The organism is Chakrabartyella piscis (assembly GCA_030067835.1).
Classification (GTDB): domain Bacteria; phylum Bacillota; class Clostridia; order Lachnospirales; family Anaerotignaceae; genus Chakrabartyella; species Chakrabartyella piscis.
Map to the genome: position 1 here is coordinate 2,651,008 of CP092441.1, position 26,895 is coordinate 2,677,902.

The 26,895-nt window shown below is 37.4% G+C and carries 27 protein-coding genes; 2 read left to right on the top strand and 25 right to left on the bottom strand.

Annotated elements, in window-relative coordinates; all coding sequences use genetic code 11:
* Positions 1–35 precede the first annotated feature (35 nt).
* The 11 genes from MJY40_RS11980 to MJY40_RS12030 form a co-directional block, all read right to left on the bottom strand.
* Positions 36–824 (bottom strand): CHAP domain-containing protein, encoded by a 789-nt coding sequence (locus MJY40_RS11980; protein ID WP_317854453.1) that lies wholly within the window; start codon positions 822–824, stop codon positions 36–38.
* A 62-nt stretch (positions 825–886) separates the two neighbouring features.
* Complete coding sequence (locus tag MJY40_RS11985; protein WP_317854454.1) at positions 887–1,699, bottom strand: class D sortase; 813 nt, start codon at positions 1,697–1,699, stop codon at positions 887–889.
* On the bottom strand, positions 1,689–2,786 hold the full coding sequence (locus MJY40_RS11990) for a hypothetical protein (RefSeq protein WP_317854279.1): 1,098 nt from the start codon (positions 2,784–2,786) through the stop codon (positions 1,689–1,691). Before MJY40_RS11990 ends, MJY40_RS11985 begins: the two co-directional genes overlap by 11 nt.
* Before the next feature lie 159 nt (positions 2,787–2,945).
* Positions 2,946–3,344, bottom strand: coding sequence for a hypothetical protein (locus MJY40_RS11995; protein ID WP_317854280.1), 399 nt, complete (start codon positions 3,342–3,344; stop codon positions 2,946–2,948).
* Positions 3,345–3,405: 61 nt separating this feature from the next.
* A complete protein-coding gene (locus MJY40_RS12000; protein WP_317854455.1) occupies positions 3,406–4,158 on the bottom strand; it encodes a DUF3849 domain-containing protein in 753 nt (250 codons plus the stop codon).
* Positions 4,151–4,618 (bottom strand): hypothetical protein, encoded by a 468-nt coding sequence (locus MJY40_RS12005; RefSeq protein WP_317854456.1) that lies wholly within the window; start codon positions 4,616–4,618, stop codon positions 4,151–4,153. Before MJY40_RS12005 ends, MJY40_RS12000 begins: the two co-directional genes overlap by 8 nt.
* Entirely contained in the window at positions 4,615–5,619 is a 1,005-nt protein-coding gene (locus MJY40_RS12010; RefSeq protein ID WP_317854457.1) for a DNA adenine methylase, read from the bottom strand. Before MJY40_RS12010 ends, MJY40_RS12005 begins: the two co-directional genes overlap by 4 nt.
* Before the next feature lie 20 nt (positions 5,620–5,639).
* Positions 5,640–6,389 (bottom strand): BRO family protein, encoded by a 750-nt coding sequence (locus MJY40_RS12015; RefSeq protein WP_317854458.1) that lies wholly within the window; start codon positions 6,387–6,389, stop codon positions 5,640–5,642.
* A gap of 100 nt (positions 6,390–6,489) precedes the next feature.
* Positions 6,490–7,671, bottom strand: coding sequence for a hypothetical protein (locus MJY40_RS12020; protein ID WP_317854459.1), 1,182 nt, complete (start codon positions 7,669–7,671; stop codon positions 6,490–6,492).
* A complete protein-coding gene (locus tag MJY40_RS12025; protein WP_317854460.1) occupies positions 7,668–7,961 on the bottom strand; it encodes a DUF4314 domain-containing protein in 294 nt (97 codons plus the stop codon). Before MJY40_RS12025 ends, MJY40_RS12020 begins: the two co-directional genes overlap by 4 nt.
* 45 nt (positions 7,962–8,006) lie before the next feature.
* The gene (locus MJY40_RS12030) at positions 8,007–8,480 is read right to left on the bottom strand and encodes an SLOG family protein (protein ID WP_317854461.1); all 474 of its coding nucleotides are present in this window, start codon (positions 8,478–8,480) and stop codon (positions 8,007–8,009) included.
* Positions 8,481–8,586: 106 nt separating this feature from the next.
* Between MJY40_RS12030 and MJY40_RS12035 the strand changes: the two genes are divergently transcribed.
* Positions 8,587–8,832, top strand: coding sequence for a helix-turn-helix domain-containing protein (locus tag MJY40_RS12035; protein ID WP_317854462.1), 246 nt, complete (start codon positions 8,587–8,589; stop codon positions 8,830–8,832).
* Positions 8,833–8,960: 128 nt separating this feature from the next.
* Positions 8,961–10,178, top strand: a complete 1,218-nt coding sequence (locus MJY40_RS12040) for an IS256 family transposase (RefSeq protein ID WP_317856392.1) — start codon at positions 8,961–8,963, stop codon at positions 10,176–10,178.
* 194 nt (positions 10,179–10,372) lie between these two features.
* Here the strand turns inward: MJY40_RS12040 and MJY40_RS12045 are convergent, their stop codons facing one another.
* From MJY40_RS12045 to MJY40_RS12105, 14 genes are all read right to left on the bottom strand, one after another.
* Positions 10,373–12,034: an antirestriction protein ArdA gene (locus MJY40_RS12045; protein ID WP_317854463.1), complete on the bottom strand. Its 1,662-nt coding sequence runs from the start codon at positions 12,032–12,034 to the stop codon at positions 10,373–10,375.
* Between the two features lie 250 nt (positions 12,035–12,284).
* The gene (locus tag MJY40_RS12050; protein WP_317854464.1) at positions 12,285–13,445 is read right to left on the bottom strand and encodes a DUF917 domain-containing protein; all 1,161 of its coding nucleotides are present in this window, start codon (positions 13,443–13,445) and stop codon (positions 12,285–12,287) included.
* A 33-nt stretch (positions 13,446–13,478) separates the two neighbouring features.
* On the bottom strand, positions 13,479–14,435 hold the full coding sequence (locus MJY40_RS12055) for an aminopeptidase (protein WP_317854465.1): 957 nt from the start codon (positions 14,433–14,435) through the stop codon (positions 13,479–13,481).
* A gap of 35 nt (positions 14,436–14,470) precedes the next feature.
* A complete protein-coding gene (locus MJY40_RS12060) occupies positions 14,471–15,790 on the bottom strand; it encodes a cytosine permease (protein WP_317854466.1) in 1,320 nt (439 codons plus the stop codon).
* Between the two features lie 176 nt (positions 15,791–15,966).
* Complete coding sequence (locus MJY40_RS12065; RefSeq protein ID WP_317854467.1) at positions 15,967–17,532, bottom strand: PucR family transcriptional regulator; 1,566 nt, start codon at positions 17,530–17,532, stop codon at positions 15,967–15,969.
* Between the two features lie 1,425 nt (positions 17,533–18,957).
* A complete protein-coding gene (locus MJY40_RS12070; protein WP_317854468.1) occupies positions 18,958–19,473 on the bottom strand; it encodes a hypothetical protein in 516 nt (171 codons plus the stop codon).
* Positions 19,470–20,183 (bottom strand): DUF3800 domain-containing protein, encoded by a 714-nt coding sequence (locus MJY40_RS12075; RefSeq protein ID WP_317854469.1) that lies wholly within the window; start codon positions 20,181–20,183, stop codon positions 19,470–19,472. Before MJY40_RS12075 ends, MJY40_RS12070 begins: the two co-directional genes overlap by 4 nt.
* A 191-nt stretch (positions 20,184–20,374) precedes the next feature.
* A complete protein-coding gene (locus tag MJY40_RS15655) occupies positions 20,375–20,470 on the bottom strand; it encodes a helix-turn-helix domain-containing protein (RefSeq protein WP_416387487.1) in 96 nt (31 codons plus the stop codon).
* A 279-nt stretch (positions 20,471–20,749) separates the two neighbouring features.
* Positions 20,750–22,414, bottom strand: a complete 1,665-nt coding sequence (locus tag MJY40_RS12080) for a recombinase family protein (protein WP_317854470.1) — start codon at positions 22,412–22,414, stop codon at positions 20,750–20,752.
* A complete protein-coding gene (locus MJY40_RS12085) occupies positions 22,395–23,324 on the bottom strand; it encodes a recombinase family protein (RefSeq protein ID WP_317854471.1) in 930 nt (309 codons plus the stop codon). The genes MJY40_RS12080 and MJY40_RS12085 overlap by 20 nt, the downstream gene beginning before the upstream one ends.
* Before the next feature lie 19 nt (positions 23,325–23,343).
* Positions 23,344–24,933, bottom strand: coding sequence for a recombinase family protein (locus MJY40_RS12090; protein WP_317854472.1), 1,590 nt, complete (start codon positions 24,931–24,933; stop codon positions 23,344–23,346).
* A 59-nt stretch (positions 24,934–24,992) separates the two neighbouring features.
* A complete protein-coding gene (locus MJY40_RS12095; protein ID WP_317854473.1) occupies positions 24,993–25,211 on the bottom strand; it encodes an SHOCT domain-containing protein in 219 nt (72 codons plus the stop codon).
* 10 nt (positions 25,212–25,221) lie between these two features.
* Positions 25,222–25,581, bottom strand: a complete 360-nt coding sequence (locus MJY40_RS12100) for a type II toxin-antitoxin system PemK/MazF family toxin (RefSeq protein ID WP_317854474.1) — start codon at positions 25,579–25,581, stop codon at positions 25,222–25,224.
* A 559-nt stretch (positions 25,582–26,140) separates the two neighbouring features.
* On the bottom strand, positions 26,141–26,578 hold the full coding sequence (locus MJY40_RS12105) for a sigma-70 RNA polymerase sigma factor region 4 domain-containing protein (protein WP_317854475.1): 438 nt from the start codon (positions 26,576–26,578) through the stop codon (positions 26,141–26,143).
* Positions 26,579–26,895 lie beyond the last annotated feature (317 nt).

Sequence of the window (26,895 nt, forward strand, 5' to 3'; positions counted from 1 at the left end):
AAGGTCTTATCACTTATTCTATTGATTGATACCCTTTACTGATTGAAATTGACGGAAACATAACCTGATAATCTCAAGTTGGTATCTTTTGTAAATTCCTCGAAACTCTCCTTTCGTACCACTCCATCTACATTTGGTGTGAATACATCCAGTTCTGTATCGCACTTTCCATTTGCATCCGTATAATAAATATACGTTGGATTGCCAGCATCATCCCTTTCGATATATTCGATGAATACCACATGACCTGGGTGTGTGTCATTCGGATTGATTGGGATGTATACCGCCACCGAATTTTCCTGTGGTTGATTGATGTTATATTCCACAAGAAATTCGTCCATTTCTTCAGCCTTTGCAATCCACCCTTTGGCTGCACCACTGATATGCACCTGTTTGTTGGTCACTTCTCGCAACCTACCATTGGCATACCAAGCACATTGCCCAAGGGAATAAGTGGCATAAGGTTCTGTGTAACTAGATGCGTAATTGAGTGGTAGGTTCTCACCTTCTTTCATAATGTTTCCAAGTACAGTACCTACTTCTGGTGGCTCGGTTAATACTAAAGTTGAATAGGTTAGTTCTGATTGGATTGATACTGTTTGTGTTATTTGTTCTTCTGTTGTTTCTACTTTCATTGTTTCAACTTCTTCTAACTTTTGCTCGTGAATGATTGTTCCATTCTCATTGATGAGCAATACCTCTCCAATCCGTTCTCCCAAGTGGTTGTATAACCCATAACCACCAACGATGTTTCGTTCTGCTGCCAAGGTTTGTGTTCCCAACATCAATATCATGGCAAGTGTAAGTGCAAGTTGTTTTTTCATATGATCAGCTCCTTTTGACTTACACATTACCATGAGTTGGTTGCAATAGCTATGGGGAAAACTCAATCAATTTCTACCCCTTGTACCACCAATCTTTTGTCACTTTGATCCGCAACGCAAGTAATCAGGGTGATACGATTGTCAATAGTGTATTGCAATTTTGTCCAATCCGTATCGGAGATGATACCAATAAAATCCACCTCATACTCTCTTGTGCCAAGGGTTGTTTTGTATTCGATGATGTCACCCAGTTCCAAGTCCTCCAAATCACCGAAGTAATCGTTTGTACCTCGATTATGCCCAAGCAAACCGATATTCCCATCCCAAGCAGATGTGGATGCAACGTGTCCAATGCCCTTTGCCATTGCTTCGTAGGTATCGCCATCATAGGCTGTCACCTTCAAGTCGATTGCATCAATGATGAGTGTTCCAATACTGCCATCTTCATTTCTCACATCTGCAATGCCTGTGGTTTGGTAGATATTGTAGGTTTCATATTCTTCTGCAATGTATTGGTATTCGCTGGTCGACTGCCCTGTGATTGTTCCACTGGAACTTGCCACATAGGTACCACTGACAGGTGAATTTTTCGGTGCATAAGTGGTGTAATTCTCTGTTTCCTCACTTGGCACAATGATGTTTGTACCATACTCCGATGTGTAGGTTGTTTGTGGTGTCATATCGTAAATATCATATAGATAGTCTGCCACTTCACCACCAAAGTTGAGAAAAGACGTGCCACCGATGACAAATTCTTCTGGATTTTCTGTTGTATAGGTGTATTCCAAAGATTCCCCAAAGGCATAAGCAGAAATGGGCAACATCATACAACAAAGCAGTAACAACAAAAGCCTTTTCATTCTTTTATTCCACATCCAAAACACCTCCCATGTCCAGCTCGAATTCATACTCTTGGTTGCGTTTTTTGACCATATGTTTGACGGTCATATCTTTTAAGGTGATGGAAATATTTCTACCATACAACTCTTTTGCAACTTTCTTATCCAAAATAAAACGGAATGTATGGGATTGGATCATGTCCTCGAATTCGTTCAAATCCACTAAAGGATTTTTTACGTCAATGGATTGTTTTCCAAGGCAGAAATACTCTCCATCAATCAAGTTGTAAATATCCACACCTTTCTTGGATTTCAAATATAAAAACCCTAACAATCCAAGTCCACCAAGAATCAACAAACCACCCACACAGGAAATGGCAATTAAATATGAGGGCAATCCATCATCCATTTTTGTACCCACATAGGTGATGATATAAGTCACTGTATCCACTTGATTCTTGGATACTTCCCCCTCGTATATCGCTTTGGAAGTGTAACCTGTTGGCACTTGTTTGGAGAATGTTTTGGAATAGGTTCCCACTGCTTTGTACTCCGTTGGCACAAGGCTATCGCCACTCAAACTGGTTGCCATAACATCAAACTGAATGTCTGTCAGTGGCAATGTTGTGCCATTTTTCAAACTGGTTTGCGGTACATAGGATGGATCGGGGTACATAAGCCCCGGGATTTCTTTTGTGTCCGTAATGGTGTAATAGCTGGTTTCGTAGCCGATTGCTTCGGTTGTGATGCTGTTGGCATTGAGTGTCAACTCGCCTGTAAATCCGTCTGCATCATATGGCTTTGTTTGTGGGAACAATCGGATGATGTCCTCCAACTGATCCGACTGGGTTTCCACAACTTCTGATTCCGTAACCGCCTTTATTGTTGTGCCTTCGTTTTCCACTTTTTCCACAGTTTCATAGGAAAATAAAAAACCACCATCGGTGAAATCAGATTCAATCAAAGATTCTGACTCAATGTCCGTGGTGGCTTCAAATGTTTTTGTGATGTATTCTGTGCCATCAATGTTTTGACGCTCCACATCTTTGGGTACTGATGCACTAGCAAACACTGTAGTTGCACATAATACACTCATCATAAATATACTTGCGATACGCTTCATATGGTTCACTCCTCATTTCTTTTGTCCTTTGCTACGCCTTCTTGGGGAACAACGCTTGTGGAATTGCACCTTTGCTTGTGTTTGCACTGGCTTTGCTGAAAACTTGCCTTTGAATTTTCTTTTGCTCATTGGAAACCTCCTTTTTATCATGGCAATATCTCATTCTTCATAAATCACTTCATCTTTCATCAAGCTTTCATTCAATTCCCCAAGGCAAATGCCAAAGTCCGCCAATCGTTGTTGCATATTTTCTGAAACATCACCCAAGTCATGTGTATGCTCCGCTGGCTCCAATACGATTTGTTTTGTTTCACTCATCACAGCAAAGAAGAATTTCGTATCAGCAGAATATCCTGCTTCTAGCTTTGCCCAATCAGGTACATGGACCGTATCATCAGCAAATGTTTCGCAAAATTGACAGCCTGTGCAATCCGTTGTGCAACTGAATTTTTCTTCCAACACCTCATATGCTTTTCCAATGGATTCTTCCATTTCTTCGATAAATGTAATCAAGTCTAGTGCTGTGTATCTTTGTTTTTCTCTTGTATTTTCTCCCATATAAATTCTCCCTTTCTATCATTGTTTGTTGTTTCTTTCTTGGTTCACCCTTGCTTCGTTCTTAAAAACTTTGTTCATGAGAATTTGATTTGATTGGAATATCTGGAACTCCTTCTACACCATTTCCATAGCCCAATTCTTCCAACTTCTGCTTGGCATACTCTGGAATATATTCCTCTTTGATCACTCCTAAGATTTGTGACCTATCCCATCGAACCCTAACTCCATCACCAAGACAGGTGGCAAATACCGCTCGACCAACCTTATCTGGTTCACAGCCAAACCCACTGGTTGCAACATAAATTTGATCCCTTTGGTTGAAGTATTCTTCTGATAATTCCGTTGGTATCACCGCAATGACTTTCCCTTCATAATATCCATCTTCCATATCAATTTGAGAAATATCGAACATCTCCAACTTGTCATATGCTCTCTGATATTGATTGATGAAACCATCCAGCAATGTTGGATGTGAGTCCACCGCAAAGTCCGCATTCAAATGATTTTTTTCTTTTGGAATATACACCGTCTTTGCCCACTCTTTGTTGGCACGTGAAAATCTACCATCGCTACTTTTGTGATTGACGGAATTTGCCAATACATAGGCAGTGCGTTTGTAACCAAACTGCTCAATCACCTTGTTGGCTGAATCTTGGTGCAAACGATTATCCTTGTAGTTTTCATCAATGGTTTTCTCAATGAAATTTTTACAAGCAATATTCTCTTGATGACTTTGCTCCCATCGTTCTACTTCTTCCAATCGTTTCGCCTCATTACGAGAATAGGGATATACTTCCACAAACTCTTTACCCACGATAAATCACTTCCTCGTCCATAATGCTCTCGTTCATTTCACCAAGACAAATCCCCATATCCACCAATCGCATACGCATATCTTCGTCAATATCTGTAATATCGTGTTTGTATTCCGTAGGCTCTAACATAATGTGTCCACTCCCTTCTTCTACGCAAACAAACAACTTGGCATCTGGGGCAATGCCAGCTTCAACCTTTGCCCAATCAGGTACATGAATGTTATCTTCCATGTAGCCATCACAGAAAGAACAATCTCCACATAGTTCATCTTGGGGGAATGCATGGATCAGTGCATTGTATAAATCGTCTACTAGATTTTCTAGTGTGAAAATGATCTCCACCATCTCCAATGCTGTCAAATTCGTGTTGCGCAATAGCATCACAGCATCAAAAACCTGCACTGTTACTTCGTTGCCGAGTTTTGTTTGTTTCGTCATTACTTGTTTGTTTTTCTTCATTTCGATACCTCTTTCTTTCGTCCTCTTAATTGTTGGCTTGGAGAATGTAGCAAAGAATATTCCCCTTCATTTTGAACAAAAGAAAAGTCACCAAACAATTGCATTTGGTAACTTCCGTTGTTCACATATTTCGTTATATCGTAGTTAATAATAATTAATTCTTCATAAACCTCCCCCTTCTTTTTGCTCATGGAATGGGATCTGGTTGTATGGTAAATATAGAAATCTTGATACAGTTCTAAAATCTCTGGTACGTTGTTGTAACTCACCATCACATACCCTTTTGCTTCATGCAACACATCTCGCAAACGAATATGATCCTCTTTTGTAAATGGCACTTCGTTTTTGTAGAAACTTTCTGCATCGTAGTATGGTGGATCACAGTAAATGAAAGCCATTTCCCTATCATACTGTTTGATGAGTGCTTCAAAATCCTTATTTTCGATTGTGATATTTCTGAAGATTCTAGAAAAGCTCCAGATGTCTACAAAAAACCTACGCACGTCACATTTCTTTCCACCAAATGTGTCTGCATTTGCATTGAAACTATATCGCAACAACTTATAATACGCAGCAGCACGTTTGATGTCTTTTTCCTTGCTTTGTTTGATGATCAACCTTTTTAATTCCTCTGCTTTTGGCTGTTCAAACATAATCTCCGTCAGTTTCAGTTCTTCCTCTAAGTCATACTCCGAAAATTCCTCCTTTTCAATGAATTTTTTGTACATTTCAAAATCATCTCGTGCATTGAGTGCCAAAAAACCAATTTCACGAATGAGTGCCAATGGTCTATCTCTTGCACAACGCATCAAGTTTACTAGATTCCCATTGAAATCGTTGTAAACACGAAGATTTGCAGTGGTACAAGCAAGATTCAATGTGACAGTGCCACTGCCACCGAATACATCAATGCTTCTTTCATATCGATTGGGTGCTAACAAGTTGATAATCCACATCAACTTTGATTTTCCACCCACCCATGCTATTATGCTTTTTTTCAAATAACAATCACCTCTCATTTTTATATAGAGCCAACATCCATGTCACCATCTAAATACAGTTGCAAAAAGTAGTTTCTTCCTGTTGTTGTCACCAAGGTTTGCACCCCTGTATGCCCATTTCTACAAAACTCCACAATTTCAAACAATCCCCTTTCTACATGGTGTTGATAGGGAAGCAGGACTTTTCTTACATCACGATAAAGATATTTGTTTTCCAACAGAAAATGAATTAAGAACATTGGCTTCACACCAATCTCTTTCGCTGTGGTTCGGAAGTTGATTGACAAACCTGTATCTATCATGTTGTCGAAGTATTCACCTTTGGTTTGCAACTCACCAACCTCTTGTTTCAGCTTTCTATTTTCTTCGGATACCTTGAGCATATTTGCAAGAAAGACGTGTAGGTTATCTGGATTGTTGAAGATGCTTGTTAGAGTTTCCTCTGTGACATAGCCGCCATATTTGCGAATGGAAGGTAAAACTTCTTCAAACACCCAACACTCAAATCTTTCCGCAGAAGGCAATTTACTTTTGACAATCAGACGATACAAATCGGATTCTGGAATAAATAACATCTGCTGATTTCCGCCTTTTGAAGGGGCTTCCATTTTGGAAACCCCTTTGCAATGTGTATTGACTGCTTTGGTCGGAACCGAATATCCCAATGCTTTTGCTACATCTGTGCCACAAAACAGTACATTTCCTTTTCCATCTTTTGTTGTGCGAATTTCTCCAAACTCTTCATTTTGAAATATCTGTAATTCTTGCATGATTTCTCCTTTCCCTTAAACGCAAAAAAGACCGTCTGCTTTGCTGTTGGGTACAGCGAAACACACGGTCTTATGGGTTACTATTCTGCTTACTATTCTTTTACATACTTTGTTCCATTTTCACTCCTTGGGATTGCACCACTTTCGGTTGTGTCAGTTTTTCCATCAGTGGCACTCCATCTCTAGGAACCAACACCCCATAACTGGTCATGCTCACTCCATTTTTCTCTGCAATTTTTCTGCCATAATCTTCGGTATCCAAGCATTCCAACAGTTCATCTGGCAACACATTTTGAAATCTACTTCTTCCGTAATCGGCATAACTTCTATCCTTTGGTTGCAATGTAAACTCATCAACATATTCACAAAGGTTGTGTGCAGTTTCCAGATTCACAGATTGTGTCGCATCCACCATTGCTTTATAGGTGTTTAACTCATTCAGTTCTTTGAAGCAATAAATGGAGGCTGCGAGTTCATTCAATGTTTCAATATCTTCCATCCCAAAGTCCATATTTTGCAACTGTGGCACTATGCTGGCAAATTGATAACACCTCAAACCTGCCACATCTGTCACAGCAAAGTCCTTCATCATCTGACGAAACTCCGCATTGCTTGTTGGCAGTTGTATAGTATATCTTTTGTCATTTTTCGGTTCTGTTTGCAATCCAACTTCCAATTGAAAAATATAATTTTCGTTTTCTGGCATTCGCATATCACCCTCATATAAATTTTCCAATTCTTCCTTCGTGACATAATCGCTACTGATGAATGTGCCATTTTCTTTCTGACAAATTTCTTCCCCAAGACTCTGTAAATCAGTATGATCCACAATCCAATCATAAACTTCATCATTGATACCTGCAATCTCTGGTATCAAATCATTCTCGAGATAAAACTTTGCCAAGTCATATTCATCCATTGCTGGTTGCGATACTACAAGATTGTTGCTTTGTATGTTCATTGCAAGATTGATGGCTTTGTGAACATCCATCGGCTCTTTTTGATCCATAATAAAGTAACCGCCAATGAACTGGCTGCTTTCATCATAGTCAAAGTTTTCTATGGTGCTTGCCAAGTAGTTCAGTTCAAAGACGTTGCACTTTTCAAAGTAGAAAGCTACTATTCCTCGCTCGTAGCCATCCAAAATTCTTCCGCTGGCGCTGATCGTTTCATCACAGTTTAATCGAAGCAGTGCATCTTCGATGACACCATACTTTGCTGGTAAGTCAATGTCCAATCGTTGTTTGGTTTCTGGGTTGGATATGGCAATGTCTAGTTTCATAGGCTCATACCTCCCATCTGCACTCTTGATTCATTTTTTTGCACTTCATTTGGTTCATCGAGAGTTGGAAGAACCTCAAACTTATCTTCGAATGGGATAAGACCTAACGTTCTACCATTGTCCCACTTCATAAGAAACGTTCCACAATCGTCGATGCCTACAATTTCGCCCTCTGTTCCAGCTTCAATTGGACTGTACTGATCATCCATCGAAATCAATTTGATTCTTGTACCGATTGGGTACATTGCTTTGATTTTTTTTATTTCCTTTTCCGTTGGAAATCCTCTCATTTTTTACCTCCTGACATAGAAAAAGTGCCGACATTTCTGCCGACACTAATATAAATTGACAATATTTAATTTTTGTTTTTCCGCCATACGAATGGTCTGTCCTGTTCCACTACGCACACCACCATTGTAATAGGCAATGACTTTGCTGCTATGGTCTACCATGTATTGATTTCGATTTTTAAAACAGTCCTTGGTATATTCTTCTTGTAAGATAATCACTTCATCACATAGATGCAAAAGTTCTCTATACTTTGTCTGTTCTTCTTTGCTCCACTTTTCTTCTTGCTCTCGAAATGGCACTACCGCCACCAACTGTATTTCTTTGTACTTTTCTTTTAGGGATGCTACTACAAAACCGCAAAGCATATCCCAGCCGATTGCACCACCAAAGAGAAATCTAATATAACCATCATTGATAGATACCTCTATTTCATTTGCCAGCTGTTTTTGTAGTATTTCTAATTCCATATCCATTGGCAATTTGCGATGCCCAGTAACTGATGCCGTTTTCTCTTTCATCTGCATATTCCTCCTTTGCATTTTATACTATATACATAGTAACTATATATATGAGAATAGTCAATATGTAACTGTTTACATAGAATATATATAGGAGGGTGCCATTATGAAAAACAATTCAGTAATCACTTTGAAAGACTACGGAGAAATCGAATTTAAGCTCAAAGAATTTATGGATGAACGCAACATCACTCGTGGTGCATTGTCAAGGCTTGCTAATATTCGTCACGAAGTAGCAACCAAATGGTATTTTGGAAATATCGAAAAAATGGATTTAGACGTTCTCGCAAGAATATGTTTTGCTCTTGATTGCGATATAAATGATATTATTTCTTATAAAAAAGCAAAATAATCATCATATCTAAAGGGACTATCCCAAAGTTTGTGTAAACCTCCAAATTGATGTATGATAAATACAATCAGTTTGGAGGTTTTATTATGGCAAAAAGAACAAGAAGCGAAACACCACAAAAACAAGCAATGCGAGAAATGATGAAAGAATATTTAAAAAACAATGATGTATCCGTCAAAAATGGTGCAGACGTAAACGCCATCATGAGGGACATGATGTCTGTAATTCTCGAAGGCTCTCTTGATGAGGAACTAGACGAAGAATTAGGCTATTCTAAGTATGATTACGCAAACAAAGACACAAAAAACAGCAGAAATGGACACTCTTCCAAAACCATGCACACAAGTTATGGCGATATGGAGCTCGCTATCCCTAGAGATCGCAATAGCGAATATGAGCCACAGCTCATCAAGAAATATCAAAACACTGTCACACAAGACATGGAAGAAAAAATCATATCTATGTACGCCAAAGGTATGACCACCAGTGATATTGAAGATCATATGCGAGAGCTTTACGACATCAAAATATCAGACAGTACAATCAGTAGAGTTACAGATAAAATCATTCCTATCGTGAAAGAGTGGCAGGAGCGCCCGCTGGAATCAGTCTATGCCGTTGTTTTTATGGATGCAATCCATTTCCATGTACGAAGCGAAGGGCGAATTGTGAAAAAGGCTGTATATATTGCCTTGGGTATAGATATGTCTGGTCGCAAAGATGTACTTGGTATGTATGTAGGCGAAAATGAAAGTGCGAAATTCTGGCTTTCTATCATGAATGGTCTCAAAAATAGAGGTATTCAAGACATTCTAATTGCCTGTATTGATGGACTAATCGGCTTTCCCCAAGCCATTGAAGCTGTTTTCCCACAGACCGAAATACAACACTGTGTTATTCATCAAATCCGCAATTCAACAAGATTTGTATCGTACAAAGATATCAAAGCGTTGATGGCAGATTTGAAACGAGTATATGCAGCTGCAACAGAAGAAATTGCTTTAAACGAACTGGAATTATTCGCTGAAAAATGGAATCAGAAATACCCTAAAATCTACAAATCTTGGATGGATAATTGGGCTACCTTATCCACGTATTTCAAGTATCCCGAAGCCATTAGACGGCTTATTTATACCACAAATGCCATCGAAGGTTTTAACCGTCAGTTACGAAAAGTGACAAAAAGTAAGACTATCTTTCCATCCGACGATAGTCTTTTGAAAATGCTCTATTTAGCCACTATGGACATTACCAAAAAATGGACAGGTCACCGCCAAGATTGGGGTCAAATCCATTCTCAACTTGAAATTTATTTTGAAGAACGTTTGGACGAAGCTGGATATTGATAGTCAGATTATATTGACATTTTTAAAAGTAACGCTATAATACAAAGCAAGGGCAGAACCAAAATCGACTCTGCCCTTCATGTAACTATTCATATATCATACATCTAAATTTTCAGTTTACACAAAACTTGAAACTGTCCCTATCTAAAACATTATTTCTTGTAACATGGGCATAGCTTTTTGCTTTGCCTTTTTTATTGCATCATCATATCAAATCCATCTCTTTGTACCTGTTCACGAAAACCCATTTCTTCAGCAGTTCGCAAAAAATAATGGTTACTATCCCACAGGCTGATATTCACATTGCGACCACATAAGTTAAAATCCTCTTGCTCCAATCCCTCTCCAAAGCCGTCACTTGCCTGACCAGTGATATACTCTTTCAATGTGGCCATTTCCGTAGCATCCAGCGGTGCTTTCAATTCACAAACCGCTACACCATATACATCGCCATCCATCTGCTCAAATTCAAACTTGAAGCTTTCCACCTTTGCATTGACCGAATCCTTTGTATCATAATATTCCATCAAACCTCGTTCTTCTGGAACATGATCGCCATAGGACTTTATAAAACTTTCAAGCTCATCTTCATAACCACAAAGATCACAGCTGTCTAGTTCTTCTTCATAATCAGAAGTTTCATATTGCCCCCAATCGTTTTCTTCCTCGTAAGAAATCACTTTCAGTGGCATATATAGCTTTAGAATTTCACTGTAAGATTGATTCTGGATATTCATGTTGAGGTTTCTATTTAGGATTTCAGCCATTTCTGGATTGTAACCCATATATGTCATGTATCCTTGCTTTGTGAAAGTGCCAACTTCATTCGCAATGCGATTTTCTCCATATCTTTTGAAGTCGATGTATTCCTCAAGGTTTTCATCGTATTCGTAACGTCCACTGTCGCAAATCATATATTGCCCATATGCCTCTGGTGTGTGAATGTCATGGAATACTTCAAACTCATGCATACAGTGGCATAGGGTTTTCAATTCTTCGGTAGTATTGATTTTTGTCATAACCGCAAGCTTATCCAAATAGTCATACTCTCGTTCACCCACTTGATGCAAGGTCTTTGCAATTTCGTTGAGTGGCTGCAAATCGCATTCAATTTCATGTAAAACATCTTCTGTTTTATCAGGCAAGTTGTGATATAAAATCGTGATAGATGTATCATCTAAACTTGCCACTTCCAATCGTTCCATTGCCTTTTGGATTTCACTTTCTTCACAAGGCAAGTCCAAATATTCCTCGCCGGGATCGGTTTGCAGTGCCACATTGAAAACCTTAAATCCATTTAGATATTGAGGAAATGTCTTGCCAAAATAAATGTCTTTTGGTTCGTTTTGGTTGGGATATACCAACCCATAAGGCGATACCAGAGGATTTGGATTGTCTGCAATCATTTTTTCGATATATTGTTGCCCGTCTACATTTCGCAATTCTTCCTCACTCGCTGCTCCATTCTCGTTGAGGTATAACTTTTCGCCAAGCCTATTTATGTCGCTGAAATCGGTCACAACGCTGTAACACTGCTCGTTAAAACTCAGGTTGATTAAGTCCTTGATATCTGACAGATTTTTCGCTGTTGCTACAGTATAAAAGACTTTCATTTCTTCATCTGTAAATCTGTCTACACTTTGAAATAAGAAATCGAGTTCTGTGAGGTTGTATTGGTTGCCTGCAAGAATAGTGTTCATTTTGTCATCAAAGGGTACTTCGTTAACAATAGCTCTACTCCGCATATCGTTGTCGATACTCAATTCGTCACAATATGTTTGTAGTTGTTTTTCCGTAGCTGGCAAGGTGATTTCAATTTGCTTTTTCGTGGTTGGTTGTTGTATTCGTAATCTCATTCAAGTTCCTCCTCGTTCCATTTTTGTTTGTAGTTTGCACTCACTGATATCCTCTTTATAAATCACCACCTTTCTCAAATCTTAATCTGTTTTCAGACATTAAAAAACGAGATTCTATCTCTAAAATCTCGTTCAATTTCCGAACAAAAAAGCACCAAGATTTCCACCTTGATGCCCATTTTTTGTTTCTATTCAATTATTACTACCTAGTTTCTTTAATAGACATACCCTATCATACATCTATATTACATCATAGTTCCACATCATCAAAACGAATATTGCCTCCAGTATATTTGATATTTGCCATATATTCATTCCAAACTGTCCACCACTTCATATCTTGACCAAAATCTTTGAACCACTTATCATCCACTTTGATGATACCCAAAGAAATCTGCATACCTTCTTTGACATCTGCATTGGACAATGGCATTCCTGCTTCCACATTGGTATCCACGCCATTTGCATCCAAGCAATACATGCAAATGATATCAGGGACAGTCATCATAGGTACATATGTACCATCCACTTCTTTGGACACCAGCAAATTTTCATTTTGGAAATCAATTTTATACAATTGACCTCCACCATCTACAACCACACGACCATAATCAAAACCGCCAGATGTATCTGTAAACACTTCTACCACTTGACCTTCACAAATTTCTTTTGCAGATATCGATTCTATTTTTTCAATCTCTTTCAAAAGATGTTTCTTTTCTTCTGTCCCTCTAAAAATAGCGCCAATTTTTTCTGCCAAAGTAACAGATCCATCCACAATCAACTCTTGAATTTCTGTTGCAGAAACCATCCAACCAGACAATCCAGCCAACATACCAAACTCAATACACACATCTCTACCTAATTTTTCTGCCAAAGGTGCATCGTATGGATCTGCCAACTTAATTGTAATTTGATCATTTTTGTCATTCGCCATAGCCAAAGGAGATGTTGCACAGCCATTGACATTGAGCAAAAGAGTTTCCAAAGCAGGAACAGCACGCCCCGCACCATCTGCATCCACAAATGGCAAGCCAGTTTCCAAAGAAATCATCATTGGCACAAAGGTGTTGAACCCACCCATTTCCACAGGAATGCTATATTTCAAAACCTTTCCTTCATCATCAGCAACTTTTTGCAAGAGTTTGAAAGCATTTTCAGCATATACAGAGAAATCTTTGCCAACAATTGCTTGTGGCGAACCCATGCCTGCTGTTACCGCTGCATATGTTCCTGCTTCCATTTCATCATAAGTAATCAATTCGATTTCTGGTGCTTTGTCTGGATGGTTTTTCTTGTAGGTTTCCAATAGTTCCATACCGCTTTCGATGGAACCACCGCCACCGCCACCAAGCAAAGTTGCACCCCAGATAACATTCAAAATACTTTCTTCGTTCATAATTCTACTCATACCAGTTCCTCCTTTTTTCTCGCTTATCCCATCTCAATAAATATGTTCGCCATCTTTCATAATCATCACATCATCCACATAGACCGTTGGTTTGTTGATGATACAATCGTAGTGGATGTTGGATTCTCTTGTGCCACCAAAGGAAAGATTCATCCCAAATGCAATGTGAATGGTACCCCATACCTTTTCATCCACCAAAGGATGACCAATGATTTTTGCTCCTGGGTTTGTGCCAATGCCAAACTCTGCAATGCCTTTTGCTTCTACATCTTTGTCTTTTAGGAAGTCCAATAATTTGGCTGCACCTTTTCCACCTTCAATGTTGGTAATCATGCCATCCGCAAGTGTTAATTTGATGTCATCTTCCAAAACACCCACATAAGCAATGCAACCATCTACAACAATGGTTCCTGTGCCGATGTTTTCAATAGGTGCAAAGTAAGCTTCGCCAGCTGGTAAATTGCCCAAATCCCCTTTGTTTGTCAAAAGTCCTGTATCTGCATGACATTCTCTGCCTTCTGCTGAAAAAGTGATGTCTGTTCCTTTTTCTGTTGTCACACGCACAGTTTTCGCTTTGGTCAACATCTCTGCCAATTCTTCACTGATTTTTTTGATAAATGGATAATCTGCATCCAAATAATTTTCTGCAATCTCCATATTCATCATAGGCATAGAGGCAATTCTAGCACCTTTTTCTGTTGCTACAATACGTGCCTTCACATGAGAATAGCTCATGGAAGTCAACAAAAATTCCACATCTGCTGCTTCCATTGCTGCTGCCACCGCTTCTGGTGGTTCGCCTTTTGTTTGTGTTGGTGCTTCCACAAAGGTGGTTTCAATTCCACATTCACGTCCAGCAACTGCAAATCCATATCCCAAATCAAAGGTTTTTTCATCTGCCACAATGAGCAGTTTTTCATCCATTTTTGTTCCCATACAGTTCAAAATCAATTTCTTTGCCGCTTCTACAATTTTGCGATTGGCTTCCATCGGTTTTCCTCCTTTTCACAATCTCCTATGAAATTTTATTGAGATACACTTTCTTCCGCTTCTTCGATGGACATTTTGCCACCACCAGCAAAGCTTGTTTTTCCAAGGAATTGATGCAATACAACATAAACAATTGCACAAACAATGATGCCATCTAGTGCTGGACTAAAGAAACTAAATTTGAGTGCAACAATGGAGCCGATTGCCCAAGCGGCAATACCCACACCATTAAACCCTTTCACAGGATACCAATTTTCTGCTTTTCCTTTGCCCACAATCCAATAATCCGCAACCATAACCCCAGCGATTGGAGGTACGATACTAGAAAGAATGCTGATGAAATTGGTCAATACATCTGCAAGCCCTGCAATGGCAATCAATGTACCAACTGCACCACAAATCATGGTCACCATCGGACGTTTTTCATCTTTGAAACCAAATACTTTCATAGCTGCCAAACCAGATGTATAAGCATTACTTGTGTTTGTTGTCCAAGTTGCCAAAATCAAAACAAGCATACTGACAACTGGCAAACCGATGTTTGCAAAGAAACCAGTTACATCAAAGTTTCCTGTTGCCAAAGCCATAATTGCACCCACAGTAATCATCATAACCGCTGCTGGCAATACACCGATAAAAGTTGCTTTCGTAGCATCTGCTCTACTTTTTGCGTATCTTGCATAATCACAATTGATAACTGTCCCAACTGCAAACAATCCAATAATCATGGAAATCGCTGCACTCATAGGCATTTCTGCTTCTGGTGTCATTGCCATCAAACCAGACATACCCACACCCGATGCCGCTTTTCCTGCACCAAAGATACACATTGCAACCAAAGCTGGTACTGCGATATAGTTCAAAATTTTCATCATATTAAATCCATAAACTGCTGTCACCAACATAATTGCACCCCAGATGAGGCAAGAAATCCAAAATGGGAAGGTAACACCCATCATTGCCATCAAGGTATTGAAAGCAGTTGCACAAGTTGCTGTTTGCACCCCAAACCAACCCAATTGGGCGATGAATACAACCAAACTGGTCAACAAGGAGGAGCCCCTGTCACCAAAAGCTTTTGTTGCACACATAGCAGAGGGCAATCCTAAATCTGTTGCCATCATACCTGTCAACACCATGATTGCACTACAAATTAAAAATCCCAAGAATGCTGCCAAAATAATATTGCCCAAGGTCATTGCTGCCGATAACATCCCACCAACCATCAACATTGGAATACAAATCATTGTTCCAATCCATAAAAATGCAATGCTCACCCAACTTTGTCGTTCACTGTCCAAAACACGGCTCATAGCCTTGCTTTCCACATTGGTTTTTTTCTTTTCTTGTTCCATACACGTTACCCCCTTTGTGTTGGCATCTTTCTACATGGTTATCTTTCTTACAGTGTAGCCAAATGGAAAATTTTTGTATATGTCTGAAAAGTCAAATAACTCCTGCATTTTTTAGTCAAAAAGACAAATAAAAAAGCCTGTCAGAAATTTTCATTCTCCAACAGACTTCCTTATTCTTATGTTATTCTTTTCAGTGCAAGTGCCAAATACAAATTGTATTGCGCTGGCATACAATCCAAATCGTATCCCAATCTCTGGCGAATTTTGTTCAGCCGATACTTTATGGTGCTTTCGTGTAGATATAAGAGATTTGCTGTTTGCAAAACATTACATTCTGTATCGAAATAATAAATGGATAAGGTTTTCAATAGCTCGTCTGTATTTTTGTATCCCAACAAAGGCAAAAGCACTTGTTGGTATTCCAAAACCACTTCTTCTCCTTGTGCCAAAATCCGCATACATTCTTGGGTGAATCTAAGCTGTGCCTCTGTAAATACTCGCCTTTTCGGAAAGATTTTACAAATCATAGGAAAACTATTTTCCATCATCACATATGCCTTTCGAACGTCTTGTGTGGAATCCATTCCACCGCAACAGAATAAAATCACATCTTCATCAGACTCTTGCTCCATATAACATTCTGCAAGTTGCATATCCATATCCCAAAATGCCCCATCCTCCATAAAAGCTACAACGCCATCGTCCACATCATCCACAATGACTCGTTTTTGATGTTCTTTCAGATAGGATTTTAACTTCATCAAATCCAATTGCATCCCCATGCCATTTTTTCTTTTCAGCACCCACATAATGCGGATTTTTTTCAAGTCAATTTGATAGTTCACCGCTAGACGCTTCATCATATGAGGATGATTGTTCAAAATGGCTTTCACCAATACATCTTCATTTTCTGCACAAAACACATCGCTCCAAATGTTTCCAAACATCTGTAGCACTTCCACCACTTGCTCCATACCGTAACCGTCCAAACGACCACCTTCATCCAAGGCAAATATTTCTAACCTTTTTCGTCCAGTTGTGTCGAATTTTTTTCGATACACATGAAATTTTCGTTCTTCAATTTCCATGGCGGTGACATCTTTTTTCTTGGAATACCCCTGCCCTTTTAACTCCTCAAATACCATTTGAAAGATATCCTTAGATGCCATTGGCCAACTTGCCAAACCTTGTATTTCGCCCTCTCGATTGAACAAGCAAAAAGAACAACGCAAGCGATCACTCAAAATACGCAACACACTATCCACTGTACGTTGGCGTTCAGGCATTCTGGAGATAATTTCCATGATATTGTTCACAAAGTATGTTTCCTTCTTCTTTTCCTCAAATATGGCTTCCAAAACCTCTGTAATGACTTCGCTATAACGGTGCTGGAGTACATTTTCTGGCATCACAATTAATGGAAATGCAAGTTCATCCGCAAGGGCAATCAATTCCTTTGAAATCTCTGGCAAAAAACACCCCACATAATACAATACAAGTCCAGCTTCGCCCATTTCATGGAGTCTACGAATGGCTTCACACTGGTCTTCCACACTATCTTTTACAGAGATAAACGCACTCAGTATCAGTTCATTTCCCAGAAAAAGCACATCTGATATGGATGAAATTTTTGCATATTCCAATACGGATACTGTCACCACAAATTGATCCAGCCCTTCATGTCCAGCTATGACCTTTGCTTCTCGTAAAGCGGATAATTGCAAACAATCTGCCACTACCATATTGCACCTCCAGTCCTTCTACATTTATTTTTTCCATAATTTTCTAATTTATGGTCATTATATAAAATATATTGGGTATCGTCAAATATAAATTTCTTTTTTATTTACTGATAAATAGTTTCATATTATATATACAAAAAAGACTTGCATCTCATATTGAAATCCAAGCCTTGTATTTTTGCTTTTTTAAGTTGTCATCTGTCTACATACTCTGAAATACCCGATGTCATCCGTTTTTTAGCCATTTTTTGAGGCTCAAAAATGCCACTTTTTTACCGATTTTTTCACTCCAAAACCGCCCTCAAACCACAACATCTTGTGGTTTAACCCTCATTTTTAGGCGTTTCACCACAATACGTCATCATAGTTATGCACTCAACGTGCCATGAGGATTGGATTCTATTATCACTTGGTGGCACTTATCCCTGGCGGAGCCTTTAATTTTGTAAAAAAGTTTCATTTTCAGTCTTTCTAAAAATAGCTTTCTGCAAATTTCTTTTTGAAATTACACAGAATAAAACATTCAATGACATAGATGATTGAAAGCTTTATTCCATACAATTCACCCTAATCGTTAATCCTGTTACCAATGGCAGCATAAGAGGAAATGATTACGCTTTCTTCTATTAAATTGAATTCATTAAGAAGGTATAGTTTTTTGTCTTGACAACTGACCCATTATACTTTTAAACAATTTAATATTTTAAAACTTTTTATTTGAAATCCCTTTATTCTTATCATTATCGCCTTTAGTATCAGTATAATATACTTTGTTCAAATAAAATATGTCATCGCTTGTTTTCAATGCAATAGCATTTGATAGGTGACCTTTAAATTGAATTTCAGCTTTTTTAGAATAAATAAAAATAATTTTCTAGTTCTACGTCAAAATCATATACATCAAATAGTAAAGATTGTTCAGGTTTTGACTTCATTTCATTTTGAATGACAGTAAATACTTGCCATATCTACTCAACCTAAAATAACCCATATTATTATATACCAATTAAAGCAATTTCTAATTCCTTAATTCTTAAATTTATTATACTATATTTAACGACCGTTTAAAACAGATTTTAGTAAATAGCCTTTAAGCAAAAAACGATCATACAAGAACAAATCATCTTGTATGATCTCACTTTTTTATAGCAAAAATCGCCTTGTAAAACAAGACGATTTCAGGAACTCTTTCTACACATGGCAGATGAGCTACTATTAGTATATGCTATTTTTTAAGTTTTGTCAATAATAATTGAAAAAATAAAATCAGTACCACCAGCTTAGCTGGTGGTTTGCTCTGTGGCTATAAGCCACGCTTACCCGCCAACCTCTAAAGTCTTACTTCAGCACTACTTGCCTTACAGCTCTATCGAGCCTTATCAGAACTCACCTGCATAGCAGGTGGATTTTTTGTCTGTGATACAATTAAAGTTGTTGTTCTATGTATTTTTTATAGTGTTCTAATTTCTTTTTTAAAGCGTGATCATATTCAAGATAAAATGCTGTAATTAGAAGACAATATTCTCTTCTTGGCTCTAAAACTACCAAATATAACTCTTCTTCTAATAATAGGTGAACTCGTTCATTGCTTTTAACCTTTTCACGCCATACCTTAATCCCTTCGCAATCATCACACAATGTAGAATCACATTTATAATTTTCTATAAAGGCTCTAATCCATCTGATACGTTCACATCGTCTAAAATCTGGAACTCGTTCACCATTTTTAATGTAATCTTGGCAAGTAACATGGAAAAAGGCTTCTGGTTTATTATATTCTATAGGGTGCCAACGAATTTTTATGTTTTTCCCCTCAAAACTAGGTGGATTATCAATGATATCACCCTTAAAGATAGTATATACAGCATCTTCATATTTATTCCAGTCACTATTATAATCTACATATAATTCAAGCGATGGTAGCCAACAATCATTACTCATATGATATCCCTCGCATTCCAAAATAGCAAGTTTAACTTTTCCTCTCGTAATAATGTAGTTTTTTCCATACTGTAGCCAGAACGCTCTTTTATTAGATCGATAATTTCTTGTTTAGCTGAACTTTTTATGAAGTCATGATCAAACTTACGATTATTGTACCCAAGTGCTCCAATTAACACGTCTACAATCTGCATTATTTCTACTTCTTCTGAACGTATAGGTTGAAGTCTTTGAATGACTTTTTGTGAAAAATCATACAGAGAATTAGAGCAAACTTCTTTTAATTTTTGCGATTTACTATATGAATTAGTATCTTTTATGTCGATATAAACTTCATAACGATCTGAAGGATTAAAAATCACTTTCAACATATCAAAATACATCTTATAGTACCAATCATCATGTGTTTGATTAAATTGTTTATGGTTTAACTTTGTTTTATCTGGGATGATGATAGCTCGAAAATGCAAATCATCATCGTCAAAGTAATAATTTATTAAGTCCTTATATAGCTCAATCTTTGCAGGACTAATCTTAGTCCATTTTAATTCCATTGTAGGAGAAACACCATTTCTTTCTTTTATTTTACGAATTCTTTTATTGATTTCACTTAATTTTGATTGTGAACACCAAACAGCACCTAAAACCATTACATTAATTCTATCGTTTTCCAAATGACAACTTTCATCACAGTATACATTATATAACAAACTTTATCTACTCCTTCCTATTCCATCGGTTTGATTTTCTCTTCAATGAATGATATTTCTTTTTCGCTTAAACCATATGTTAGTATAATTTAGTTGTTCTATCTTTTAGAAGAATATCAAAAATATCTTCAGAAATATTATTAATTTCTTTTTCAAGAATATCTATCATATTAAGTCACCATCTCCGTTTCTTATTCATTGCTAGAGGTAATCTCCACAATATCATCTATCTTACAATCAACTACTCGACATATTTTCTCTATCAATTCTAAAGAAATATATATCATTAATTCCTAATCCGCGTAGAAATATTGACACTGTAACCTGCTCTTTTTTACAATTATGCACTACTCATATCTTTATCTATTAATAAATGCAGCAATTTTTTGTATGTAACAGCCATTGTCCTACCTCTGCATAATTAATTATTATTATATCACTAAAGTGTGAATTTTTCGAGAGATTTCGGAGCAATTAACTAAAATAGTCAAGTTTTAGAAAATGTGTTTATTATATGGTTATAACAACAAAAAGGCAGAGTTTCCTCCACCTTTTCCTCCCTCATTCTAATACCACTCCCTATCCTCAATCTTCTGCTCCACAACAATCCCAGAATGGAACTGTATGGTCAGTTTCATATTTCGATGCACCTTGATTCCTTGTATCAGCCTTTTCACTAGTTCTTCATCGAATTCTACAACCTCTGGATTGATGGTCCCCACCAATTTATCCACCTCACCTAGGCGAGACTCAAACTGTTCAGCTTTATTATGCTTTCGGATATCTTCCACTTTTGCTTGTTTCAGATTTTCGATTTCTTCTGATAAGTGTTTATATGCTTCGTCAAATTCTTCGCTGATGCTCCCCTGTTTTGCATTTGCTTCTATGAGTGTAAGCATTTGCTTTTGCAACTCTGCTATCTGTTCATCGTATTTTGCAGTGGTTTCCGTTGGCGTATAGTTTCCAATGACTCGTATGACATTTTCCCTCAATATACTAATCATACCATCTGAATCTTCCACCACCTTATTGATGGCAGTCATAATCGCTCTATGCAAATCATTTTCTTGTATGGTAGGCGATGTTTGGCACTTCGATTGCTTGCCATTTTTCAATCTATCTTCACATCTCCATACCGCATTCTTCTGACCATATTTCGACCATACTTGTCTACGATATGGATGTCCACATTCGCACACCATCAAATTGGTTAATACAAATTTGGAACTATGTCTACTCCTCTCTACTTGTTCTTGTTTCTTTTTCTTTTTTGCGACAGTAGATTTGTGTGCATTGGCTCGTCTTAATTTCTCATCTTGTACTTCGAAGAACAGTTCCTTTGGTATGATAGGTTCATGGTTATGCTCTATAAAATATTGTTGCACATGACCATCATTCACCACTCGTTTTTTCGTAAGGAAATCTTCAGTGTAAGTCTTTTGCATAAGTGCTGCACCCATCATTTTTTCATTGCTAAGCATTTTCCCAACTACACTTTCATTCCACTTTTCTTTTCCTGTTACTGTTTTGATGCCATCTGCTTCTAGTCCACGACATATGCTCAATAAACTTCTTCCCTCAAGGTATTCTCGAAATATTCTTCTGACAATTTTGGCTTCTTCTGGCACTATCACCAGATTGCCATTTTCATCTTTGGTATACCCCAAGAATTTGTTATGGTTGATTTGTATGATTCCGTTTTCAAACCTTCTAACAACACCCCATCTTGTATTCTCGCTGATGTTTCGGCTTTCTTCCTGTGCTTGGCTTGATAAAATGGTAATCAGCAATTCACCAGCACCATCCATCGTATTGATTCCCTCTTTTTCAAATACAATAGGGATTCGTTTTTCTTTCAGTTTTCTGATATTCTCAAGACAATCCACTGTATTTCTTGCAAATCTGGATACCGACTTCGTCAGCACCATGTCGATTTCTCCATTCATACAAGCTTGTATCATCAGATTGAAACTATCACGATGTGCTGTTGCTGTGGCACTCTTGCCCTCGTCAGCGAATATTCCAGCCATCTTCCAATTTGGATTTTGATTGATTTTATTGGTGAAGTGTTCCACTTGGGTTTCGTAGCTATTTTCTTGTTCTTCTAGTAGTGTGCTGACACGACAATAGGCTGCAACTCTTAATTTCTTCTGTTCCATTCTGATGCATTTATCGTATTTCATTTGTGGTGGTATGATTGCCACTGTTTTCTTAGCAACTGCCATTTTCATCTTCCTTTCCTGGTTTATATTGTTCTGTTATTGTCACTCCATTGATAAATCGAATTTGTACGTTTCCATCTTCATAGATTGTGATTCGTTCTATGATTTGACAAAAGATTTCTTCGTCAAACTCCGTAAGTGGTGCAACACCTGTCAACACCTCTTGGATCACCTTTGTATGTACTTCATAGTCATCTACTTTAGATTCTTTGTAAGTAAGCACGGCTCGTTTGAAGATGAGTTCTTTCAATTCTGTTGACGAAAACATTTCATTTTCCTTTAGTGTTTCAATCTGTCTTTCCACTCCCAATAGTTCTTCACTTTTTCTTGATTTATATCGTACAGGCTTTTGATCCAATAGTTTCGGTTTGGTAATCACCATATTGATTGCGTTTATAGATAGTTCCATCAGTTCTTCCTTGGTGTAAAACAAGTTTCTACATAACACCCTATTTTTGTAGATATACTTTTTGCATTTCCATCTTCGCTTTTCATAAGACTTTCCACTATGTTCTACATACATTCGATATACTTCACCACAAGTTCCACAATAAATCTTGTTTGCAAAAACATTTTTCTTTTGATAATCTGTACGAAAAATCCCTCTATTTAATTGTTTATTTCTTCTTACTCTGATTGCAGCAGCCTGTTCAAAGATTTCTTGTTCTATTAACTTTGGGTGCAGTTCATCTCCTAAGTATTTGACATTTTCCAATATTCTTCCAACCGCTATACTTGCCCAATTTGTCTTATCGTTTGCATTCGGTACTTGATTTTCTGTTAATTCTTTTGACAAGGCAAGTATGCTTTTCCCAGCCACATATTCATTGAAAATTTTGATTACTGTTTGGGATTTCACCTCATCTATAATGAGTTTCCCATTTTCCATCTTGTAACCGATTGGTATATATGTTTTCATTTTTCCACCTCCTTTTTCATCATCTATTTATTGGGCTCATTTCTTCTGTTAGTTCTAAGCTATTGATGAGTTTGAATGTAATGTCTTTTCCAATATATACTTTTTCGACTACTGCCTTAAAAATTTCTTCTTGATACTCCATTTGCACCTGTGGATTGTATCGTATGATTTGCAGTATCCTAAGTGTTCCAGCAATCTCTCTTTCATAAGCACTCTCGTCAGATATTCTATCCATTTCTCTTTTGCATTCTGTCACTTGTACATTGATAGCAGTTTGTTCAGATATAAAAATAGCAGAGTCCATATATCCTTTCGATGCAACTCTACTTAGAATACGGCTCTGCTCGTTCAATGCAAATATTTTATTTTTCAAATCTATCAATTGTGCTTGTTCTTCTTCACTCATTCTTAGCTGTTTAAGTGAATCAAGCAACGGTAGCAATATTTCTTCATAATTGCTTACCAGTTTGTTCCACATCGTGCAAAAAGCACTTTTGATTACATCATCTCGCACTGCTGTCAAATCACATATACCCTTATTGTATATATGTGTCTTGCAACACCACTGCACCTTTTCATATGGTTTTCTAATATAGATTTTTTGTCTACGGAATGTATTGCCACACTGCTTGCAAATAAGATTTCCACTAAATTCATATAGATTTTGATTTTTACCACTATCGTCAATTTTAGCTTGTTTTCGTCTGTACTCGAAAACCTCTTGCACAGCTTGGAATTCTTCTTTTGATACGATAGGTTCGTGATTATCTTTGATGCTAAACATAGGAAGTTCACCATTGTTTTTCTTTTTAATAAATGGCACACCTTCGGCGGTGTATGTTTTTTGCAATACAAGTTCACCTTGATAAATCGGATTTTGTAAAATCACTTTGATGACATTGTCACCCCATTGTTCAGACGTTCTAGCAGTTTCTATCCCATCTGCAATCAATCCTTTTGCTATGAGATATGTTCCTTTTCCAGATAGGTATTCATCAAATATTCTGCGTACTATTTTGGACTTTTCTGCATCAATAATAATTTCTCCATCCTGATCTTTCACATAACCATAAGCGATACACGATACTCTGAACGTACCATCTCGAAATCTTTTTTGCACACTCCATTTTGAGTTTTCAGAAATATTTTCAGATTCACTTTGTGCAATAGAACTCAAAATACTGAGCATCAATTCACTTTGTGTCGACATGGTGTTGATTTTCTCTTTTTCAAAATATACATCTACACCCATTGATTTTAGATTTCTAACCGTATCTATCAAATCTACGGTGTTTCTTGCAAATCTTGTGATGGATTTGGTAATGATCAAATTGATTTTATCCCTTTCACAATCTTTTATCATGCGATTGAAATCATCACGATTTTTCAACTTTGTACCACTGCTTTCATCCGCATAGACGCCAACAAAATCCCATTGGTCATTTGCTTTGATATAGCTTTCGTAGTACTCGGCTTGTGCTATGTATGATGTGTGTTGTTTTGTGCTATCGGTACTGACACGGCAATAGGCACAAACTTTTAGCTTTGGCTTTAATTCTTGTAAAACTTTCTTTTTTACTGGTGGAATGATTTTCACTGTTTTTTCCATATTTTCTCCTCCTTTCAACAAGCAACAATACTCTATAACACTATAAATAGCTAGTGGTATTACACATATACTTCCTTTAGGTGTGGAGAAAAACTTTCTCTGTTAAGTGCATCGATTTGGGCATATTCCACATCATCAATAATTCCTCTACGAAGAAAGATTTTCAGCATTTTGAGAGACATTTTATATTCCACTTCATTCTTATTTTCCTTGTTGGTAACGTCATGTTCTTTCTTGACTTTTTCAGCCATTGCCTCCATTTCAGCTATCATATACATAAAATCCCTCCTATAGAAAATTAGAATTCAAACCAACGCTAATTTCCAATGCCCTGTTGATTTGTTTCAACTTATACTTTGGAACTGTGCAAATATATTCTTGCAATCGCTCACGATCAATGGTACGAATTTGTTCCAACAACACACTGGAATGTGCTTCTAAGTTGCGTATAGGAGATACCAGCACATGAGTGGGCATTGTTTTCTTCTTCCTCGTTGTCACAGGAGCTACGATAACAGTTGGACTATATCGGTTACCAACATTATTCTGTAAAATTAAAACAGGTCTGATGCCAAATTGTTCCGAACCAACACCAGCACCCAGATTTGCATAATATATTTCTCCACGAGTAATCGTTCTTTCTTCCATAAGTACATCCCCTCTCTTTTGTTTTTCTCTTGGAATTTTTTTGTATCCCTCTAATATCACAAACATAAGAACCAGTGGTTTTTACGCCACCGATTCTCATGGCTTCTAACATTAAATTTTGCACTTTATTTGACACTACATCCGAAGTGCACACGACGATTACCTAAACTGTGGTTTGCTACTCCACATCATGGGATTCTCACCCCCAATGGGTTCTCCATCAGCTGCCCTCATTTTTTTGCGACGGATTGGTTACCGCTCGAAGTTATGACGAGACAGAAGTATCATTGTAGGTTGATGGGATTATTGCAATACAAGTGGCAATCACTTGTTTTTCATCCAAATGTGATACGCTCGTCACCTTATATTTTTTGATACATATTCTTGTAGAACATCTACAGGTGAGTCTTGGCGCATTTGATGAAGTTGCTTTTCCTTTTGGGACCATCAACTAAAGTATTTAGGTGTTCGGACATTTAATTTTCAAAGAACAATAGGGTGTAAAAAATACCCTTCACTTACTTACCCCCTCGAGATGGGGTTTTAAGAACCACTTTTTTCAAACTTTTATTTTTTTATGCAATTTGTCCAAAATTTTCTTCTTTCTTTTGTTCACTCCTTTTTGTGATAATCCAATTTTCTTTGCGTACTTCATTTCTGTATATCCTTGATAAAACAATGCATAAATCAATTCCAACTCTTCACTATTTAATTGATTCATAGCTTCTCGTAAGTTTTGTATCATCAAATTACGCATTGCTTCTTCTTCCACATTTGTATCAATAGAAAACTGAACTTCATTCTCACCCAATCGTTCCAACGAATCTTCTCTGCTTTTAATGAAACGAACTTCTTCCTCTTCGTTATTTATATAAATTTTCCCAAATTTCAACTTTCTTTGATTTTGCATCTTACGTTCACTTTGTTTCAGAACTGATACCACCTCTGGGCTCGCTGTTGGATATACTTTTGCAAAATTGGTTATTTTATAACTCATACTTTCTCCTCCATTCTTTCGTTCTTTACTTTCATAAAATTTGAAAATAAAAAACCAATGGAGGAGCACGTTGCCTATGTATCTCTTTGCATAAAAAAATCATGTTTCACCTCGATATCTACAAATTCCGTAGCTTCAAAGCAAAACATGATGGCTTGATTCCAAGAGCAATAAAAAAAGGCATAACAAAATAGCTTCAAAGCTACTTGTCACGCCTTATCTCGTTCCAATGCACAGGATCATTTCGATTCTCTTTCTATGGCACATTGCCGGATTGACACTTGTACTAAAAGTAGTAGTATTTAATTTTTAGGTGT